We start from the raw sequence: 19,636 nt of genomic DNA on the forward strand, positions 1-19,636 counted from the left end.
AGTTGCAATATGTTCTACGGCGGCGTGACACGTCCGACCAATCCTCTATCGCACCAATACAGTATCTTTTAGTAACTTATTTTTTAGCTGCACGCCCCATGGTCTTAGGGTCCCATTTTACTACTTTTTTGGGCTTTTCAGGCGTTGCAAGAATAGAGTCATTATTCTGTCCGACCTGGCTGGCAAACTCTTCGAAACGCCGACGCATTTCTTTCTTCTCTTCAGAATCCATGTCCTGAACAGACTTGTCAGATAAATCTTTCTGGCGAATATCACTCATGCTCTATACCGTAGATTTGTGCATAAAAAGTCATAACCTGTTCTAAATATACACGAAAGCATCATGACAAGCATCCATTTTTTACATAACGGTCCAGAAAAAGCCCTCAATACAGACAAAGCGACAATCCTTTTTGCCCATGGATCTGGCGCCCCCATGGACACGGATTTCATGAATCACTTTGCTGAGAAGCTGGGGAATAGCGGTCACCATGTTATCAGATTTGAATTCCCCTTTATGGCAGACCGCAGAAAAACCGGAAAAAAACGCCCTCCAGACAGAGCGCCTAAGTTGTTGGAATCTTGGCGCGAGATTATTGTTCAACATCCCCAGCGCCCTCTTTACATTATGGGAAAATCACTCGGGGGACGTATGGCCAGCATGATTGCGGATGAGACAACCGTTACAGGTACCATCTGCCTCGGCTATCCTTTTCACCCACCTGGCAAACCAGAGAAAACCAGGACAGCACATCTGGAAAATAAAAAAACGCCCTGTCTTATTGTACAAGGAACACGGGATCCTTTCGGAAAACCAGACGAAGTTGAGCATTATTTATTATCGGATAAAATAAAGCTCTATTGGTCAGAAGATGGGGATCATAACTTAACTCCACGGAAAAGATCAGGAAGAACAAGTGAGCAGAATTGGTCAGAGGCTATAGACGCTATTAACGCATTTATCGACGAGACAAATCCATGAACAAAACTTTGCCTAGCTGTGTCGAAGAAACAATAAGCCTCTGCCTTCCATTAGGTGAAGTCAGAGTAAAACCCATGTTTGGCGGACACGGTCTCTACTTTGAAGACATCATGTTCGCCCTGGAAGCATTTGGCAGTATCTATCTAAAAACGGACAAAAAAAGCGAGAACCTCTTTATCGAAGCCGGTAGTGAGCCCTTCACTTATGAGGGTAAAAACAAGCCTATTAAAATGTCATATTGGCTTGTTCCTGAAGCTGCCCAGGAAGACCCAGAAGAGTTTATTCATTGGGCTGAACTGGCAATCGCAGCATCGAAGCGCGCCCACGCCAAAAAGAAATCGAAGAAAAGAACACTATGAGCAGCCGCATGCAGCCTTGTCTTATAAACAAGAAACAAATTTCAATTAAAGAATAACCGCTCATGAGAATAAATAGTGCAGATAGCCTGTTTTTCCATGACGCATTCTGTGTATACTGCGGCGCAACATTACAACTGAACAGGTAACTTTGTAACCTGATCAAATTATCATACCAGCTGCCAGAGAAAGTTAGGGAGCCACCAGCATGTCCGACATCCGTATTGAAACAGATTCCATGGGCGAAATTGAAGTCGCTGCAGACCGTTATTGGGGTGCGCAGACTCAGCGTTCATTACAAAACTTCAAAATTGGTGGTGAAAAAATGCCACCTGCTTTAATTAAGGCACTGGGCACACAAAAGCTTGCCGCAGCCCGTACAAACATTGAATTGGGTGTACTGGATAAAAAACTAGGCGAAACGATTTGTCAGGCCGCACAAGAAGTTATCGACGGCAAGCTAACGGATCACTTTCCTCTCGTTGTTTGGCAGACAGGTTCTGGTACCCAAAGCAACATGAACACAAACGAAGTCATTGCTGGGCGTGCAAACGAACTGCTAACTGGTGAACGCGGTGGAAAGTCACCTATCCATCCAAATGACCATTGCAACATGGGGCAATCATCAAACGACACCTTCCCATCGGCAATGTCTATCGCAGGCGTTAGGCAACTAAGCGAAGAAACCATCCCTGCGCTAGAGAAATTGCACGCATCCCTAGATGCCAAGGCAAAAGCCTACGAAAAAATCATCAAGATTGGCCGTACTCACTTGATGGACGCAACGCCACTGACCCTCGGCCAAGAATTTTCCGGCTATGCCAAACAGATCGAATACGGGATTGCCCGTATTAAAAACACACTCCCGCGTCTGGCTGAGCTTGCTCAGGGCGGCACCGCTGTCGGTACTGGCTTGAACTCTGTCGAAGGCTTTGCCGAAAAATTTGCCGCACAGGTTTCAGACATTACAAAGCTACCATTTACAACAGCCCCTAATAAGTTTGAAGCACTTGCGGCACACGACGCCATTATAGAGGCGTCAGGTGCGTTGAATGTTCTGGCTGCCTCCTTGATGAAAATAGCCAACGACATCCGCATGCTTGGTTCCGGTCCGCGTTGTGGATTGGGTGAGCTTCTCTTGCCTGCGAATGAGCCAGGCTCATCCATCATGCCCGGCAAGGTAAATCCGACTCAAGCAGAAGCCATGACAATGATCTGTGCGCAGGTTATGGGTAATCACACAACAATAACTATATCCGGATCAAACGGACACTTTGAGCTGAATGTCTTCAAGCCAGTTATGATTTATAACCTGTTGCAATCCGCCAAGTTAATTGGTGATGCCTGTGATTCATTCCGTGAAAATTGTGTTGATGGTATCGAAGCAAACGAAGAACGCATCACAACCCTGATGCAACAATCTCTGATGCTGGTCACGGCCCTTAACCCGCATATTGGCTACGACAACGCAGCGAAGGTTGCCAAGAAAGCTTATGTGGAAAACAGCACGCTCAAAGAAGCCGCTGTAGCACTTGGCCTTCTTACTCCAGAAGAGTTTGATGAAAAGGTTCGACCTGAAAACATGGTCGGCCCACGTAAAGCCTAAGATGATCAAAGGCGGGCGATTAAACCTAATCTACCCGCCTTTTTCTTTGCCATAACACGAGAATAAAATGGTTCTGGACTTTAAATCGGAAGAGATTAAAAAACGCTCCGTAACCATATCCGGGCATCGAACCAGCTTTAGCTTGGAAGAAGGCTTTTGGCAGGAGATAAAAATTCTCGCCAAGCGCGAAGGCTTATCACTCAATCAATTTGTTGAAAAAGTCGACGAAGCAAGAACAAGTAACCTTTCAAGCGCGCTTCGGATTTTAGTTTTAAACCATCTAAAAGAACAACTTGAAAACTGCAACGACGATACTGTTTTGGAGACAAAATCAGAAACCTAGAGCGCTTTCCAAACTGGAAAGCGCTCTATCTATATTTATTCATCTTCCGATGCTTTCGTCTCTTCAACTCAAAAAACGACGTTTTAACCACCAAGCTCCTTGAAGAGACCTTTTAGCAATTCTTTTGCTTTTTTCTTTTTGGACTTTTTCTCTTCAACAACAGGTTCGCCTTGCTCTACTTCTGGCTGAGGGTCAGAAGTATCTTCTGCAGGAGCTTCCCCACCAAGAAGTTGATTGATTGTATTAGACTTGTTCGATTGGAGGAATTGTCCCTTCACCCGTGGGTTTGGCTTACCCAAATCACCTTTCAGGTGAACCGTCAAATAAGGTTTTGTTGGATCTTCGCCCTCTCTAAACAAATCACTTTGACTTTCAATCAACCACGCAGGTAAATCGACTGTTGCTGCCGTAAAGACTGATGTTCTGTTGCCATCAACACGAAGGTCTTTGGTAACCAGTACACCGTTGTGAATCGTATAGGTTCCCTTTAACTGGGCAGGGTGTCCGGCAAAGGATTGTAGCAATGTCGTTGTCGCATCCCCGACACCTTGAATTCCTTTTAGCTTGGATCCAAGAACGCCAAGTAAAGCTCCCCCGACAACTTCTTTGGTTTTAACCTTTGCGGTTAAGACACCACTAATTTGACCGTTACCATTTAGGCCCTGAACAAGATCGGCTTCCGAGCTACCTTTGGTTTTGATTTTACCTTGTACTGAAATAGGACCAGATACTCTTTTGAAATCAGCCATGTCCCGAAGTAGTGATCTGCTATCAATGTTCTGACCACTGATGTCCATATCCACGAGGATTTGATCCTGTCCATCAATAGTCCCTTTTGCCGTTACGTCACCACCATAAGCGATGCCAGAGAACTGTGAGAGGGTTAATACCGCATCCTGCAAAGTCACTTTTGCCTGTACATCCGCGATATTTACAGCATCATTTTGCACAGCATCCGATATCAATGATATTTCTGCATTCAGGGAAGACAAAGCAGACAAGTCAATATTTTCTTGAGACCAACGCCTATTCAGCCCCGCGGAAACCGAGCTCCCCCCGCCGCTTGCGTCACCAGAGGCCCCGCCCTGAACTGATTGAGGTAAAAGATTGTTCAGATTCAACTTCCCTGTCATCAAATTAGCGGTCAGTCTCGGCTTTATATCCGCTACGTTTGCAACGACACTCCCTTGAATACGTGTCTTAGCAATCGTTCCATCAAGCTCCGAAAGTTCTACTTCGGCAAATCCTGCCTTTACCATCGATTTAACAGAAACACGCCCCCACCGTGGATTTGTTGAAGCTTCGGGATTAATGCGTTTAACAAGTTGTGCTGCATCCGGGTGATCGATAGCCACCAAACCTTGATAGAGAGATGTTGATCCGGGCTTAAGCACTCCTTTAGCTTGATAAGATCCCCCCATTGCCGCCCCAAGAAGATCTAAAGACAAATTTTCCTTGGTTCCTTTAATATTCCCACTGATTTCCACGGATCCAAGCTGAGGCAATCCATCAACCTTTTCCTTCTGTCCTGCAAGCGTCACGAGCTTTGGTAAATCAACAATCTTGGCTATAATAGTCGTATCGAAAGTAGGCGTCTTCGCCTCAAAACCCCTTATGGTGCCAGACAGGGCTATGGATGATCCTTCAATGTCATCCAAGGAAGCATTTCTTACTTGCAAATTCCCTTGCTGAACTGTGGCATCCAACTTGACTCCACGAAGTGGAATCCCCTGATAAACAGCTTCACCAAGAGTGATATCCAAGTTGGCATCAGCGCGTGTTAATATCGATTCCGTCTTAACAGTTTCTGGTGCCTCTTTTCGTTCTTGGGTATCAGCATTTTTGGTTACAGAAGCATTGGCAGATACGCCTGCACTTTCATTTACATCGGTAGAAGTGCTTGCTACCTGCCCAATGCCATAGGCATCCAAATCAATTCGATCAATGACAACGCGTGCGCCAATTCCCGGACGATCCCGAAGAGCAATTGTTGCAGCACCATCTAAATGGGTGACGTCCAACGTTACGGAAACCGGATTCAGAATCACCTGATCAGGTTTCACACTAAACCGGACCTTACCATCCAGGCGTCGTAATCTATCATTAGGCACATCAGGTACGGCAATTTCAAGCCACGTCAGAAGTCCCCGCAGATCCTCTGTCCGCGCGCTCAATTGTCCATTTATCACTTGGTTTTGGTAATTTGCAGCAAGGACGATTTGACTCCCGCTAGGAAGCTGAGCACTTAAATTTTGTACCTCAAGTAAACCGTTTTGAAGGCGCGATTGCAGCACCAAACCGCGCACAATACGTTGATTGTAAATAATATCATCAACACTTAATTGCGCCTGAAGAGAAATTTCCGGGGAAAAATTTGGCCATGACGTTAATGAAGGCTGTTTAGATACGACATCCGACTTTACATCTCCTGTTGTCGTACTGCTTTGCCTGGTAGCGTTCTCTCGTTTCGTACTCTTCTCTTTTAGCACAGCGTCTTGAACAGCAAGAATATCGTCCAAATTAATCCTCGGGCTTGCCAGATTCATAGAAATTTCGACACCATCCTTAAGATCGACGTCAACATCACCAGTTACTTTTTGTGCACCAACCCGAACAACAATATCACTTACAGCAAGCCGGTTCAGATTACCTTCAAGTTCGGCAGATAATTCAAAATCGCTATCAGCACTTGTTTCAAGATCAACTTTAAACAATTCGGAAATCAAGGATCCAAGATCACTTCCATCGCCTTCAAATTTACCGCGATAAGAGGTGCTGTTTACGTGACGAGAAACCGAGCCGTTAAATTTTAACTTTGCTTGAGAATCAGGCAGGCGAATACCTGTATTAATCGCAGTTGCCCCTTCTTCAGCAAACTGGCCTAGATCCAACTCAACTTCCGTACGTTGTCCTCGCAAAAGGAGATCACCACCTAATGAAAAAGGCCCAGAAAGGCTTTTAGCGGCGACCTCAACATTAATACCTTCAAGTGTTTCATGGGTATTTCCCTCGGCATCGTCATAATGAATTGTACCGTCAATAATCCGAAAACGGTCAAGAACAACGCCCGAGAAAAAAGTACTGTCTTCTTTACCTTGATCAAGGTCTTGGACTGATGAGTTATCAGTGATTTCAGTGGCTATATCCGCAGCCACTTTATTGTTAACCTCTTCGGGAGAGAACAACCAATTCCCCGAACCATCAGCAAATTTCTCAATTCTGATTATGGGTTTTCTTAGAATCACCTCATCAACGCGCAAACGCCCACTCAAAAGAGGGAGCACTGCAACCTTCACCCCTAATTCATCAAGAGAAATCATTGATGAATTAGGGGACATAGGATCATTTGCAAAACTTACATTCGTCGCAGAAAAACTTGGTACAGGTAATATCCTAAGATTAAGATCTCCCTCAATATCCAATGTTCGCCCTGTGTAGGCGTAAACCCGTTCTGTTATATCGCTTTTATATTTGTTCCAATTAACAAATCCTGGCCCGAACAGCACACCAGCAATAACAAGCAGCAGTATTATCGATATTGAAATCGTAAATTTACGCACGATCCAACCTTTTATGATGTTTTATGGTTTAGTGTGAAAAAACACACCCTATAATTGTTAAGAACTAACCTACTCATAAGCTTGTGCTTAATCAATCATTTGCAAGAGATAACACTATTTAAAATCCATAAAATCCAGTAACCTTTACGTATTATCGTTAAAAATAAACCATTACGTGCAATTACATGATAAACTCTTCGTTCAACATATTTAAAACCGGATACGAAATTTTGTTTAGAATACTATTTGTTTGTTTATTTCTGATAACACCCAGCCTTAGCTTTGCAGCAAACCAGCTCTCAAACAAAGAGCTTGCCCAATTATGTAATTCCAAAGATCGATGGTATGGCGGCCTATGTAACGGCTATATTACAGGCACAGTTGAAAGCTTGCTGGAAATGCGAGAACAAGGGTTGATTGCAGAAGCATTTTGCTTCCCTCAAAAAATGGAACGCGGCCAGTTCATTGATGTCATAAGACAGTCTCTTGCAAAAAAAATAGATATCCAACCCGCCTTTGAAAGCATCGTATTAACATTAAGGGAAAAATATCCGTGTGAGTAAAATCTCAGAGGAAAGTCAAAATCTTTCGATACGCCCCAGTAATATCAAGGATTTGATCGCGGTTATCTCCTGTGTATCAATTGCGGGCATCAGTATGGGGTTTACCCTTCCTCTGATGACGATTTCATTAGATCGTGACGGGAGCACTGGTTCTTTCATTGGCCTTATCGGCTCAATGTTAGGAATTGCTATTGTTCTTTTTTCCCCTTTCGTCCCGGCCTGCATTTCCTCTCTTGGCATGAGAAAATTTGTTATTATTTGCATGCTGGGCGAAACACTGATGTTTGTTTGCCTGTTTCTCTTTCCCGAACCTGTTGCCTGGGTTCTCATACGTTTTGTTATGGGAATGGCCGTTGCCGGAATATTCATCGCCAGCGAAAGTTGGATCAATCACCTAGCCATCTCATCGCACCGAGGCAGAATACTCGCCCTGTTTAATATTTCATTAGGCCTAGGCTTTGCATCTGGACCTCTACTTCTCATTATCACCGGAACAGACAGTTGGCTTCCCTTTATAACCGGGGCATGCATTTGTTTTGTAGCAACGATACCCTTGCTACTCGTGCAAGATCCGGACATGGATTTAGAAAGTCCAAGTAGCTTTAATCAATTTTCATTTATTCTCATTGCGCCCGCTTATTGTGCTGCTGTTGTACTCGCATCGGGAACAGAAACCCTAATGGGAACATTCTTTCACTACTATGGTTCCAGAATAGGGTATGCCCAATCTGATATGCATATCATGCTAACCTTGTTTTTCCTTGGCGGACTTATATTCCAATATCCTATCGGATGGTTAGCAGATCATATGAACATCCCCCGGCTGCTTCTTATTTTAGGCTTAGTCTGCATACTCTGCATCATCCTTACCTTCCAATTTGCACATATAATCTTGTTGTTTAAGTTTCTGTTATTTTGTTGGGGCGGCATTTTAACATCAATCTACAATACGGTTCTCACTGCCGTCGGGCACGAATACAAGGGTGCTGATTTAATTGCGGCAAATGCGTCATTCGGTTTTTTATGGGGCGTCGGAGGCTTAATGCCACTCATTGGAGGACAAGCAACACAAGCATTTCAAGAAGAAGCCTTGATGTACGTGTCTCTGGCTCTGACACTACTTTTTGTTGTGCTTATGATTGGCTCACTGACAAAAGCCAAGACGAGGAAAAAGAACTATAATTAACTGGAACTAGCTGGTTTTCTTTTCCAGTTCTTTCCACTGAACTTTTTTGCGATATATGGTCGAGGGATTTATGTCCAACAAGCTAGCAGCTTTTACGATATTTCCATCGCAAGTCTTAATCGCGGTTTCAATCGCCTCTTTTTCAACCATCCAAAGCGGCGTAATTTCAGTTGATTGCGATATTTCTGCAAAGTGATTTCCTGAGGGTAACAATTCGACAGCGTCAAGCTTACTACGATCACGATTACCATCAACATTCCGCCCGGGAACATTACCTTTGTATTCTGAAAAACCAGTGTTCACCCCCCTCAATGAAGGCAACATGTCCGCTGTTAAAACCTGTCCTTCATTCAAAACAATCGAATTTCTGATAACATTTTGAAGTTGACGAATATTACCCGGCCAACTGTAGTTATTAATCAGTTCAATTGCTTCCGCAGAAAAACTTTTAAACTCTTTTCCTTCTTCCTTCGCATAATCAATCAGAAACGATTTTGCAATTTCCAGAATATCTTCATCCCTATCCCTTAATGGAGGAAGGTGAATGGGAATGACGTGAAGTCGATAATAAAGATCTTCACGAAACCTTCCGGCTTGAACTTCCTGCAAGGGACTACGATTAGTGGCGCAAACAATTCGAATATTTACCTTTTCAAGTCTGGTACTACCAACTTTATTAAAAGTACCACTTTGAATAAACCGCAGTAGCTTGGTTTGCAGATCAAGGTCCATTTCACAGATTTCATCCAGGAACAACGTCCCCCCATCAGCCTGCGTAGCTGCCCCGTCTCGATTACCAATCGCCCCTGTAAAAGCGCCTTTGACATGACCGAATATTTCAGATTCCATCAAATCTTTTGGGATGGCACCGCAATTGAGTGGCACAAAAGGTTTCTCTGCACGAGGACTGCATTTATGAATGGCTTCAGCACAAACTTCCTTACCTGTGCCACTCTCCCCAGTAATAAAAACTGTAGCTTTGGATGTCGCCGCAGAATCAATCGTCCGGTAAATAGATTGCATCGCAAAGGAAGAACCAATAAAGCCGTAAAAATGCGTTCGTTCTTTGATGGCCTCGACCATCTCGGATAACTGCATATGCTTCAAGGCATTGCGCACCGTGACAATTAATCGATCAGCAGAAAAAGGTTTTTCAAGAAAGTCATATGCCCCCAAACGCATTGATTCGACAGCGACATTCACCGATGCGTTAGATGTGATGATAACAACAGCAACAGGTAGCTTCTGTTCCTGCACCATCCTAAGGATTTCAATGCCATCCATATCCGGCAATTGCAGATCGAGAAGGATAACTCTGTATCCCCCCTCACCTAACTCATGAAGAGCCTCTTTTCCCGACATTACTTGTGTTGATTCATAGCCAGAACGCTTCAAATAACTTGTATACACAGCAGCCAAAGATGCTGTGTCTTCAACAAGTAAAATGGAGGGTGTCTCTGCCATTAATTATATTACCAAAATCAGGATAGAATACTGAGCTGAACAAGCTTGTTATTGATAATACGAAGGATCATGCGCCTTGCCAAGCGGTTCAAGACAAAGCACACTTTTTAATAAAACTCTGAAAAACCTAACTGCCTTGGTAAGCTTCCATAGTCAAGGCACCAATCTCATCTGCACTTACAGCAAGTTCAATGGCATGTTTATGATCCCCGCACCGACAGGATTCATTGATAAGGCGCATCTGTTCTTGCAACCGAAGTGCACCAAAGGTTCCGCTCACACTTTTTAAAGTATGGCTTTCCCGTTGTAATTCTTCGGCATTATGCATTCGGGCCGCATTTAAAACACCAGTCAAATGTGTTCTCAGATCAGCACAAAACTGTTCGACCAGAAAAGGAATAGTCTCTTCCCCGACTTCATTTGACAAAGCCTGAATGACTAACTCATCCCGAACAGGATAGGTTTTATCTGTTTCTTGTGTATTTAAGTCACTAAACGAGCTAATTGTCCTGTGCTCCCCTCTTAAATCGGTACGGCAATACCGACATTCCAGGATGATTAATCCTGTTATTTAACTCTCTGAACACCTATCCGAAAGAAATCCGTTCACACATAAAGGCAACTGAACAGCGTTTGGTTTCGGACAGTAACGACTATTACAGAATAACAGCTATAAAATATTTACTCACGATAAAAGTTAGGGATTATACATATCCCACCACTTATCAGTGGACCAGTATCAGGGGGCTGTAACATCGTAAGTCGCGAGGATTTTGCCCGTGAGCGCATCTTCACAATAAAGGCTAACGTCATACCCCCACAGTTGCGCTATTCGCCGCATCACCTGCTCTGCCTCTTTGCCATCGATAGGAACATCATCATGGACCATATGACGTAATGTAATAGCTCGATCCCCCTCAAACTCGACATCGGCAACCTGTATATCCAGTGTCATAGCCGAAACAGTGTAAGATTTTGCCAAAGCACTGCGAACTTTTTTGTACCCGCGGCTATCATGAATAGCATCAACCTTTAAATGGGGCAGTGCCGAATTATCGTGGATTTGAAACAGCCTAAATTCTCGAATAAGTTTCGGACTCAAAAACTGCAAAATAAAGCTTTCATCCCGGTAATTAGCCCAAGCATCTTTAAGAACTTCAATTCCATTATTAGACCCTGCGATATCGGGAAACCATAACTTATCTTCGTCCGTTGGCTCATGACATATGCGGTAAATATCCTGCATCATCGCAAACCCCAAAGCGTACGGATTGATGCCACTCCATCGCTGATCATCAAAATCGGGTTGCGCGACCACCCGGGTATGATAATCAATGAATTCCAGCATTGCGCCTTCGGTAATTAAGCCCTTATCAAAAAGCCTGTTCATAATGAAATAATGACAAAAACATGCGCAGCCTTCGTTCATCACTTTGGTTTGCTTTTGCGGATAAAAATACTGGGCGATATTCCGAACAATCCGCAAAATTTCTCGCTGCCAATCCTCTAATATCGGGCTGTGTTTCTCAAAAAAATAAAGAAGGTTGGCTTCCGGTAACCCAAACTTGGCCATGATAGCTTCCTGACGTTGGCTCTTCACCTCTTCATCCTCAATCTCTACTTCTTTAAGAGGCAAAGTACGCCAAATATCTCTGTAATCACCGCGTTTATGTTCTTCACGATCATCAATGCGCTGTTGTGCCATTTCCCGGGACATAGGAACCGGTCTTGAATAATGATCTACAGCGTTCTCGCGAAGTGCATGTGCCGCATCCAGCAGTTCTTCCACAGCTTCAACACCGTGTCGCTCTTCACATTTATTGATATATTCACGGGCAAAATGCATGTAATCCAGAATAGCCTCGGCATCTGTCCATTGCTTGAAGAGATGATTATTTTTGAAAAAATGATTATGCCCAAAGGCAGCATGGGCCACGACCAGCGCCTGCATCGTCATGGTGTTCTCTTCCATGATATAGCTAATACAAGGGCTGGAATTTATAACAATTTCATAAGCAAGCCCGCGCATTCCTTTACGGTAATAGAATTCGTCCTGAACAAAGCTTTTCCCAAACGACCAATGATTATACATCAAAGGCATTCCAATACCTGAATAAGCATCAAGCATCTGTTCAGAGGTTATAACCTCTATTTGATTTGGATAAACACTCAAGCCCAATTCGGTATTTGCGATTTCTTCTATGGCATCATAGACACAATCAAGCTTTTCAAAGCTCCATTCTGCACCTTCATACAGGGGTTCTTGTATCTTTTGCGCTTTTGCCATAGGAATTCCTTTTTATAGCTTTGCGAATCAACAGCTTATCGAGATAGCAAATACTTACTAATTCTTAGCCATTAGAATACCTAGCCATCTCCGGCATTCTCTTTGGAAAACAAATCTTGAAAAACAGGGAAGATGTCATTGGGTTTAACAACTCTTCGCATGGCAAATTGTTCAAAACCTGCCGTAAGTTGTGCATAGATCCGCCAAAGATCCGTCATGTTTTGTTCGTCTTTAAATATCTCGAGTTCCTGTTCATCCATTACTTCGATATAAGCGAAATACTGACAGGCCGGCAGGATCACATCCCCCATAATGGCTAAGCATTTTTCCCGGTCACTGGCAAAGTTGTCACCATCAGATGCCTGCGCCGCATAAACATTCCAATCACCAAGCGGATATCGATCTTTCAGAACTTTCTCCATTTCTTCCAAGGCAGAGGAAACAATGGTTCCCCCCGTTTCTCTGGAATAGAAAAACGTTTCTTCATCAACCTCTTTGGCCATGTGTGTATGGCGAATAAAAACCAACTCAACCCGTTCATATTGGGTAGAAAGAAACAGATGCAGAAGCATGAAAAATCTTTTGGCCAGATCTTTCATGCTTTCACTCATGGACCCGGAAACATCCATCAAACAAAACATAACGGCACGGGTGTTCGGTTTTGGAATTTTTGTAAAAGATTTATACCGAACATCCAAAGGATCAATATAGGGAACAAACCGGCGACGATGTTCTAACTGCTCAAGTCTTTCATGTAACTCTTTTAGCTTTTTAGTTTTACGTCCTCTCGCTTCCAGATCCAGTATTTCTTCTCGAAGGGTATTGAGTTCCTCGCTACCAGGCCGTTTCATTGAAATTCGCCGAGCGAGGCTATGACGCATTGTTCGCTTCAAGTCCATATTGCTTGGCGATCCAACACGTACATATCCAGCACGCTGGTTCTCAAATTCAACTTCTTCTTTCAACGACGTCTTTACAAGATCTGGCAACTCCAGATCTTCAAAGAAGACATCCAAAAACTCTTCTCTGGAAAGAGAGAACTGAAAGCTATCTTCCCCATCGCCATCTTCACTGGCTTTTTTACCACCCTGCCCTTCTCCGCCTTTTGGTGGACGCTTTATCTGATCGCCTGTGGAAAATTCTTTGTTCCCCGGAAGGACGCGATCATGCTTACCTTTGCTGTAATCATACTTAAAGCGCGGTTCGTTTAACCCCTTAGAGGGAATAGTTATCCGGCCATTATGGCCAATGTCGGTGACTTTACCGCCATTTACAGCCTCTTTCACAGCTTTACGTATTTGATTTTGAGCACGACGAATAAACCTCTGCCGATTGGGTAAACTCTTACCCTTTGGATTTAATCGCCTGTCAATAAAATGCATCATGCTGTTCAACCCACCTATTCACTGCCCCTCAAAAACACCAAATTAACCTGCTTTGTTTACACGCATGTACCAATCAACCAATCGGTGGACTTGCCGTTTGCTATAACCACGGTCAACCATCCGATCGACGAATTCATTGTGCTTGGATTCAGTCTTCTTATCTTTTTTAGAACCGAAAGAAATAACAGGTAATAGATCTTCCACTTGACTAAACATCCGCTTTTCAATCACTTCCCGTAATTTTTCATAAGATGTCCAGCGGGGGTTGTGCCCTTTATTATTTGCCCGGGCACGCAGGGTAAATTTCACAACTTCATTTCTAAAGTCCTTGGGATTTGAAATTCCTGCCGGTTTTTCTATCTTGGACAATTCCTGGTCAAGGATACGCGGATCCAGCAATTGTCCGGTGTCTGGATCTTTGAAATCATGACCTTCGATCCACGCGTCAGCATAGGAAATATAACGGTCAAAGAGATTTTGACCAAAGTCAGAATAGGATTCCAGATAAGCTTTTTGAATTTCATTTCCGATAAATTCGGCATAACGAACAGATAGATAACCTTTGATAAATTCAAGGTACCGTTTCTCAATTTCATCCGGGAACTGTTCCCGCTGGATCGCCTGTTCCAATACATACATCAGATGAACAGGATCAGCAGTCACTTCATTCGGATCATAGTTAAAAGTTTCAGCCAAAACTTTGAACGCAAAACGGGTCGAAACACCATTCATTCCTTCGTTTTGCCCCGCTGTTTCCTTGTATTCCTGGATCGGCTTAGCATTTGGATCGACATCTTTGAGATTATCGCCGTTATAAACACGCATTTTTGCAAAAATGTTGGAATTTTCATGCTCTTTCAAGCGTGTCATCACACTGAACTGTGACATCATTTCCAAGGTTGCAGGTGCACAATGGGTCGCACTGAGGTCACTGTCTCTTAAAAGTTTGTGATAGATCTCGGCTTCTTCATTTGCACGTAAGCTATATGGAACTTTGACCATACAAACACGGTCAATAAAGGCTTCATTATTCTTGTTGTTCTTAAAGTTTTGCCATTCAGATTCATTTGAATGTGCCAGAATGACTCCCTGAAAAGGAATCGCCCCCAGATTTTCTGTACCCACATAGTTGCCTTCTTGGGTTGCCGTCAGTAAAGGGTGCAGCATTTTGATCGGCGCCTTGAACATCTCGACAAATTCAAGAAGTCCCTGTGTCGCCATGTTCAGACCGCCGCTATAGGAATAGGCGTCAGAATCATTCTGGCTATAATATTCAAGTTTTCGGATATCAACTTTTCCCACCAGTGTCGAAATATCCTGGTTATTTTCATCCCCGGGCTCGGTTTTGGAGATACAGATTTGACGTAGTTTTGAAGGGAACATCTTCACCACGGTGAATTTGGAAATATCGCCTTCAAACTCCTCCAAACGCTTCAATGCCCATGGAGATATCAGCCCCGTCAAACGGTGTTTGGGAATTTGGTACTTATCTTCTAGCAGATCGCCCATTGTCTCTGGGTTAAACAAGCCAAGCGGAGATTCGAAAATAGGACTGATATGATCTCCTGCTTTCAGGACATAAACGGGACAGCTCTCCATCAAAATCTTCAATCGTTCCGCGATCGAAGATTTACCGCCACCGACGGGACCCAACAAATAAAGAATTTGTTTTCTCTCTTCGAGACCTTGAGAAGCATGCTTGAAGAAACCAACAATGCGTTCCACGGTTTCTTCCATTCCATAGAACTCACTGAAACTCGGATAGCGTTTGATCGTCCGGTTCATAAAGATCCGGCCCATCCGCTCGTCCTGACTTGTGTCGAAAAGTTCTGGTGTACCAATAGCATCCAGCATTCGTTCTGCGGTTGAGGCGTACATAACCTTGTCTTCTCGACAACCGGACAAGTAATCCCTCAACGACATTTCGCTTTCTTGCCGGCTATCATATAGCTCTGAATAAGCGTCGAAAATATCGGTCTTGGGCATTATGACCTCCTCTGTATGTATTGGCTTAACCTGTGATACTTTCCTTCATAAAATCAGCCTGTGTCATTTGTTAAAAACAATGGACGTTTAGAAGGCTGAAACTAAAATCCATCAAAATCGATCTCAAAAAGCGTACTCGGAATTTTACAAAACACTAATCGATTGAAACTGCTCTTATATTTTTTACGTTTCACTCAAGAAGCTGGATTAACTATTTTTCTTTTTATTTTGTAAAAAATGAATTCATAAAAAAAAACCGTAAAATCACAGAGTAAAATCGTGCGGTAAAATCATGGAATAAAACCGAGGTTACGTCTCAAAACAAAAGCTGCTTTATGCCCTATATTGTTTCGCTATTTCCGCAAACCGATCTACATCAGATTGCTTGGAATTAAAGGACATCACTAAACGAACCAATGACCTTTCTTCCCCTGGTAACATTTCGTAAAACTCAAAGCCCGCCTCTTTTAGGGCAACCACCATACCTTTTGGCATAGTCATGAATAAAATATTAGCTTCAACAGGATGAATAAATTCAATCTTTGGGATATTTGACAAAAAATTCGTCATACGCTGAGCCATATCGTTGGCTTGCTGAGCATTTCTTCGCCATAAATCATTGTCTAGATAAGCGGCTAACTGAGCAGATAGAAACCGCATTTTAGAAATGAAATGTCCGCCGCGTACACGTCTGTTTTCAAGTTCTTTCACATTCGGTGTTCCGAAAAAAACAACAAGCTCAGCCCCCATCGCTCCATTCTTTGTCGCGCCAAATGAAAGCACATCAACACCAGAGCGCCACGTAAGATCAGCTGCTGAACAGCCTGTTCCAACAACAGCATTCGCAAAACGGGCGCCATCCATGTGAACCTTGAGATCGTTCTTTCTGGCAACTTCTGTTATCGCCGCAATTTCTTCGGGCTGGTAAAGCGTTCCGGCTTCTGTAGTTTGAGTCAAACTAACCAAGGCAGGTTGAGCGTGACGAGGAACGCCACGGCCAAAAATCGCGTTTTCCAGCGCGGTGACAGAAAACTTTCCATGATCTCCTGCTAACGGAACAAGCTTCGCTCCACCTGTATAAAATTCAGAGGCACCACATTCATCAACATTGATATGCGCCTCTTTATGACAGTATATGCTGCCATACGCAGGGGTTAGTGAAGAAATTGGTAAAACGTTTGCAGCTGTCCCACTAATAACCGGAAAGACTGTGACATCAGTTTCAAAAATTTCGGCCACTTTACTTGATAAACTATCAGTCCACCGATCTGCACCATAACTCATTGTAGCGTGATCGTTATTTGCACTCACCAATGCATCCATAATTTCTGGCGACACACCTGTCACATTATCAGAGGCAAAATTCGTCATATAACTTGTCCCATAGGTTTTTTCGACATCATTTTAGTAAGTATCGATCTGGGTAAACATCAATCCGGGGAATCATCAATCTGCCAACCGCCAACTTTAGTTCCATTGTGACTGTCATAAATATCCACTCGCTGACAGTCACGTGTAAGTTCGCCATCAAATCGAAAGAGAACACGGTCACCTAGTAATTGCGTATCCGCCAAGCGACAACCAGCAGGAATTTTAATCGGCACAGTATCAAATGGTTCACCAGATCTATGACTTAAGCGATCAGACGATTTACCTTCGATGGCCACTTCAGAAAGCATGCCCACTTCTTCATCTGCTTTTTTTGAAAGAGTACCATCGCTTAACCTTGTCGAAATCGTGTAAACCACAACGGCAAAACCTACGACCAGTAGAATAGTCATTATGGCGACGGCTATCTTAATAGCTTTCATCTTATTCAACCCGCGAGTAAAAGGAAGTCATGTAATAAGCGAGCAAGATCAGTTCGGCAAGCCAGAGCAATTTAAAAAGAAGCCTATACGAGGAAGAGATGCCAGATAGCGGCAATAAGAGTAATGACACACAAATATATAATTTGATCGTTATTGACGCAGAAAAAAAACAACGCCTTGATCGCTTTCTCGTGCAACATCTTCCAGATCTTTCAAGAAGCCGTTTGCAGGCCCTTATTATCGAAAAGTGCCTGACAATCGACAAAGCAGTAATTGAAACGCCAAACTACCGCTTAAAACCCGGACAACAAGTTAGCTTAACAGTTCCCTCTGCAGTTGATCCTGAACCTATTGCACAGGACATACCTCTCGATATCGTTTATGAAGACCCTTATCTTCTGATCGTCAACAAGCCATCAGGCATGGTTGTTCACCCTGCCCCGGGCAATAGTGATGGAACCTTGGTTAATGCGTTGCTTTATCATTGCGGGGATGATTTCAAGGGTATTGGGGGCGTAAAGCGTCCCGGTATTGTGCACCGTATTGATAAGGACACCAGCGGCTTAATGGTTGTAGCCAAGACAGACGAATGTCATCAGGGGTTGGTAAAACTTTTTGCTACACACGATATAGAACGAAGTTACAACGCAATTGTTTGGGGCTTTCCAAAACCTTCTGCAAGCCAAATTCAGGGCAATATAGGTCGTAGCCCTAAAAACAGAAAAAAAATGGCTGTTGTGCCTGCGGGCGGCAAAAGAGCTGTCACGCATTATAAGACTCTTGAAATTTTTTCAGACGGAGCAGCTAGCTTAATCGAATGTCGTCTGGAAACCGGGCGCACACATCAAATTCGTGTCCACATGACCCACATAGGCCACCCTCTTTTGGGAGATCCACTCTATGGCAGCCAAAGTCAGGGCCGGATCAAAAATCTTCCTGCAGAAGCTCAAAGCCTCATGAAAGATTTTCAAAGGCAAGCCTTACACGCAAAAACGCTTGGATTTTCTCATCCCATAACAAGAGAAAATCTCTCCTTTTCAAGCGAACTATCAAGAGATTTGAAAGATTTGATTATTAGTTTATAATAATTAAAAATCGCATTTAGAATTAAGTTGCCTCTTGTGCACCGCGGCATAGCATACCATATGTAGCATCACGCAGAGAATTTGCCGTTGTGAGCATTGCATCATAACTAGCTATTAAAAGGGGAACGTAAAATGGTATCATCAAAAATTCCAGCCCTGACACCAGAGGGAAACCTGTCGCGATATCTTCAGGATATTCGCAAGTTTCCTATGCTAGAACAAAACCAGGAATATATGCTTGCCAAGCGCTGGCGCGAGCATGACGATACAGATGCGGCTCATACGCTTGTCACCAGTCATCTGCGTCTTGTCGCAAAAATTGCGATGGGCTATCGCGGTTACGGGCTGCCCGTTTCGGAACTGATTTCCGAAGGTAACGTTGGCATGATGCAGGCTGTAAAACGTTTTGACCCGGAAAAAGGTTTCCGTCTGGCGACCTATGCCATGTGGTGGATCAGAGCTTCTATCCAAGAATATATCCTGCACTCCTGGTCCCTCGTCAAAATGGGAACAACAGCCGCACAAAAGAAACTCTTCTTCAACCTGCGTAAACTAAAAGGACAGATGTCCGCAATCGACGAAGGTGACCTTTCTCCTGAACAGGTAACCCACATCGCCGATACGCTTAAAGTGTCTGAAAATGACGTCGTCCAAATGAACCGTCGTTTGGCTGGACCAGATAATTCCCTAAATGCCCCGTTACGCATTGATGGTGACGGTGAGTGGCAGGACTGGTTGGTCGATGAAACTGAAAGTCAAGAAGTTCAGTTTGCAGAAACAGAAGAGTTAACGAAACGTCGCGCACTACTAGAAGATGCTCTGCTCACCCTGAATGAGCGCGAAAGGCACATCCTTCAAGAACGCCGCTTGAAAGACAATCCAACGACATTGGAAGATCTTTCTCACATCTATGACATTAGTCGGGAACGCGTCAGACAGATTGAGGTTCGGGCTTTTGAAAAACTGCAAAAAGCGATCAAGAACGCTGCTATCGAACAAAAGTTAGCAATTTCGTAACGAGT

Annotated in this window: 17 protein-coding genes; 8 read left to right on the plus strand and 9 right to left on the minus strand. The window is 43.6% G+C overall.

Annotated features, from left to right (window positions below):
- Nucleotides 1-76: 76 nt before the first annotated feature.
- Nucleotides 77-280 carry a hypothetical protein gene (locus WH96_RS00535; RefSeq protein ID WP_047762194.1) on the minus strand — a complete coding sequence of 68 codons (204 nt, stop codon included), beginning with the start codon at nt 278-280 and terminating at the stop codon, nt 77-79.
- A gap of 63 nt (nt 281-343) precedes the next feature.
- Between WH96_RS00535 and WH96_RS00540 the strand changes: the two genes are divergently transcribed.
- The 4 genes from WH96_RS00540 to WH96_RS00555 all read left to right on the plus strand — a co-directional run bounded on the left by WH96_RS00540 (nt 344) and on the right by WH96_RS00555 (nt 3,287).
- Nucleotides 344-982, plus strand: a complete 639-nt coding sequence (locus tag WH96_RS00540) for an alpha/beta family hydrolase (RefSeq protein ID WP_047762195.1) — start codon at nt 344-346, stop codon at nt 980-982.
- The gene (locus tag WH96_RS00545) at nt 979-1,341 is read left to right on the plus strand and encodes a TfoX/Sxy family protein (protein ID WP_047762196.1); all 363 of its coding nucleotides are present in this window, start codon (nt 979-981) and stop codon (nt 1,339-1,341) included. The genes WH96_RS00540 and WH96_RS00545 overlap by 4 nt, the downstream gene beginning before the upstream one ends.
- A 205-nt stretch (nt 1,342-1,546) precedes the next feature.
- Complete coding sequence (fumC, locus tag WH96_RS00550) at nt 1,547-2,944, plus strand: class II fumarate hydratase (protein ID WP_047762197.1); 1,398 nt, start codon at nt 1,547-1,549, stop codon at nt 2,942-2,944.
- A gap of 67 nt (nt 2,945-3,011) precedes the next feature.
- Nucleotides 3,012-3,287, plus strand: coding sequence for a ribbon-helix-helix domain-containing protein (locus WH96_RS00555; RefSeq protein ID WP_047762198.1), 276 nt, complete (start codon nt 3,012-3,014; stop codon nt 3,285-3,287).
- 83 nt (nt 3,288-3,370) lie between these two features.
- Here the strand turns inward: WH96_RS00555 and WH96_RS00560 are convergent, their stop codons facing one another.
- On the minus strand, nt 3,371-6,847 hold the full coding sequence (locus WH96_RS00560; protein WP_047762199.1) for an AsmA family protein: 3,477 nt from the start codon (nt 6,845-6,847) through the stop codon (nt 3,371-3,373).
- 185 nt (nt 6,848-7,032) lie between these two features.
- Between WH96_RS00560 and WH96_RS22720 the strand changes: the two genes are divergently transcribed.
- Together WH96_RS22720 and WH96_RS00570 are read left to right on the plus strand one after the other, a co-directional pair.
- A complete protein-coding gene (locus tag WH96_RS22720; RefSeq protein ID WP_407060088.1) occupies nt 7,033-7,410 on the plus strand; it encodes a Rap1a/Tai family immunity protein in 378 nt (125 codons plus the stop codon).
- On the plus strand, nt 7,403-8,596 hold the full coding sequence (locus tag WH96_RS00570) for an MFS transporter (RefSeq protein ID WP_047762201.1): 1,194 nt from the start codon (nt 7,403-7,405) through the stop codon (nt 8,594-8,596). The genes WH96_RS22720 and WH96_RS00570 overlap by 8 nt, the downstream gene beginning before the upstream one ends.
- Nucleotides 8,597-8,602: 6 nt before the next feature.
- On the opposite strand, the gene WH96_RS00575 is transcribed toward WH96_RS00570, so the two are convergent.
- From WH96_RS00575 to WH96_RS00605, 7 genes are all read right to left on the minus strand, one after another.
- On the minus strand, nt 8,603-10,060 hold the full coding sequence (locus WH96_RS00575; RefSeq protein WP_047762202.1) for a sigma-54-dependent transcriptional regulator: 1,458 nt from the start codon (nt 10,058-10,060) through the stop codon (nt 8,603-8,605).
- Between the two features lie 127 nt (nt 10,061-10,187).
- Entirely contained in the window at nt 10,188-10,487 is a 300-nt protein-coding gene (locus WH96_RS00580) for an Hpt domain-containing protein (protein WP_047762203.1), read from the minus strand.
- Between the two features lie 312 nt (nt 10,488-10,799).
- Nucleotides 10,800-12,347 (minus strand): SpoVR family protein, encoded by a 1,548-nt coding sequence (locus tag WH96_RS00585; RefSeq protein WP_047762204.1) that lies wholly within the window; start codon nt 12,345-12,347, stop codon nt 10,800-10,802.
- A gap of 80 nt (nt 12,348-12,427) precedes the next feature.
- The gene (locus WH96_RS00590) at nt 12,428-13,732 is read right to left on the minus strand and encodes a YeaH/YhbH family protein (protein WP_047762205.1); all 1,305 of its coding nucleotides are present in this window, start codon (nt 13,730-13,732) and stop codon (nt 12,428-12,430) included.
- A gap of 42 nt (nt 13,733-13,774) precedes the next feature.
- Nucleotides 13,775-15,718: a PrkA family serine protein kinase gene (locus tag WH96_RS00595; RefSeq protein ID WP_047762206.1), complete on the minus strand. Its 1,944-nt coding sequence runs from the start codon at nt 15,716-15,718 to the stop codon at nt 13,775-13,777.
- Nucleotides 15,719-16,051: 333 nt separating this feature from the next.
- Nucleotides 16,052-17,089: a threonine aldolase family protein gene (locus tag WH96_RS00600; protein WP_047762207.1), complete on the minus strand. Its 1,038-nt coding sequence runs from the start codon at nt 17,087-17,089 to the stop codon at nt 16,052-16,054.
- 59 nt (nt 17,090-17,148) lie between these two features.
- Entirely contained in the window at nt 17,149-17,529 is a 381-nt protein-coding gene (locus WH96_RS00605) for a hypothetical protein (RefSeq protein WP_156176644.1), read from the minus strand.
- Nucleotides 17,530-17,627: 98 nt separating this feature from the next.
- Here WH96_RS00605 and WH96_RS00610 point away from each other — a divergent pair, with 98 nt between their 5' ends.
- Nucleotides 17,628-18,614, plus strand: coding sequence for an RluA family pseudouridine synthase (locus tag WH96_RS00610; RefSeq protein ID WP_047762209.1), 987 nt, complete (start codon nt 17,628-17,630; stop codon nt 18,612-18,614).
- A 132-nt stretch (nt 18,615-18,746) separates the two neighbouring features.
- A complete protein-coding gene (gene rpoH / locus WH96_RS00615; RefSeq protein ID WP_047762210.1) occupies nt 18,747-19,631 on the plus strand; it encodes an RNA polymerase sigma factor RpoH in 885 nt (294 codons plus the stop codon).
- Nucleotides 19,632-19,636 lie beyond the last annotated feature (5 nt).

It is taken from the genome of Kiloniella spongiae, from assembly GCF_001026905.1.
GTDB lineage: Bacteria > Pseudomonadota > Alphaproteobacteria > Kiloniellales > Kiloniellaceae > Kiloniella > Kiloniella spongiae.

What these genes read in the sequence shown, in the direction of transcription:
- WH96_RS00535 (WP_047762194.1), bottom strand. Translation starts at nt 280, where the DNA reads ATGAGTGATATTCGCCAGAAAGATTTATCTGACAAGTCTGTTCAGGAC.
- WH96_RS00540 (WP_047762195.1), top strand. Translation starts at nt 344, where the DNA reads ATGACAAGCATCCATTTTTTACATAACGGTCCAGAAAAAGCCCTCAAT.
- WH96_RS00545 (WP_047762196.1), top strand. Translation starts at nt 979, where the DNA reads ATGAACAAAACTTTGCCTAGCTGTGTCGAAGAAACAATAAGCCTCTGC.
- fumC (WP_047762197.1), top strand. Translation starts at nt 1,547, where the DNA reads ATGTCCGACATCCGTATTGAAACAGATTCCATGGGCGAAATTGAAGTC.
- WH96_RS00555 (WP_047762198.1), top strand. Translation starts at nt 3,012, where the DNA reads ATGGTTCTGGACTTTAAATCGGAAGAGATTAAAAAACGCTCCGTAACC.
- WH96_RS22720 (WP_407060088.1), top strand. Translation starts at nt 7,033, where the DNA reads ATGATAAACTCTTCGTTCAACATATTTAAAACCGGATACGAAATTTTG.
- WH96_RS00575 (WP_047762202.1), bottom strand. Translation starts at nt 10,060, where the DNA reads ATGGCAGAGACACCCTCCATTTTACTTGTTGAAGACACAGCATCTTTG.
- WH96_RS00585 (WP_047762204.1), bottom strand. Translation starts at nt 12,347, where the DNA reads ATGGCAAAAGCGCAAAAGATACAAGAACCCCTGTATGAAGGTGCAGAA.
- WH96_RS00590 (WP_047762205.1), bottom strand. Translation starts at nt 13,732, where the DNA reads ATGATGCATTTTATTGACAGGCGATTAAATCCAAAGGGTAAGAGTTTA.
- WH96_RS00595 (WP_047762206.1), bottom strand. Translation starts at nt 15,718, where the DNA reads ATGCCCAAGACCGATATTTTCGACGCTTATTCAGAGCTATATGATAGC.
- WH96_RS00600 (WP_047762207.1), bottom strand. Translation starts at nt 17,089, where the DNA reads ATGACGAATTTTGCCTCTGATAATGTGACAGGTGTGTCGCCAGAAATT.
- WH96_RS00605 (WP_156176644.1), bottom strand. Translation starts at nt 17,529, where the DNA reads ATGAAAGCTATTAAGATAGCCGTCGCCATAATGACTATTCTACTGGTC.
- WH96_RS00610 (WP_047762209.1), top strand. Translation starts at nt 17,628, where the DNA reads ATGCCAGATAGCGGCAATAAGAGTAATGACACACAAATATATAATTTG.
- rpoH (WP_047762210.1), top strand. Translation starts at nt 18,747, where the DNA reads ATGGTATCATCAAAAATTCCAGCCCTGACACCAGAGGGAAACCTGTCG.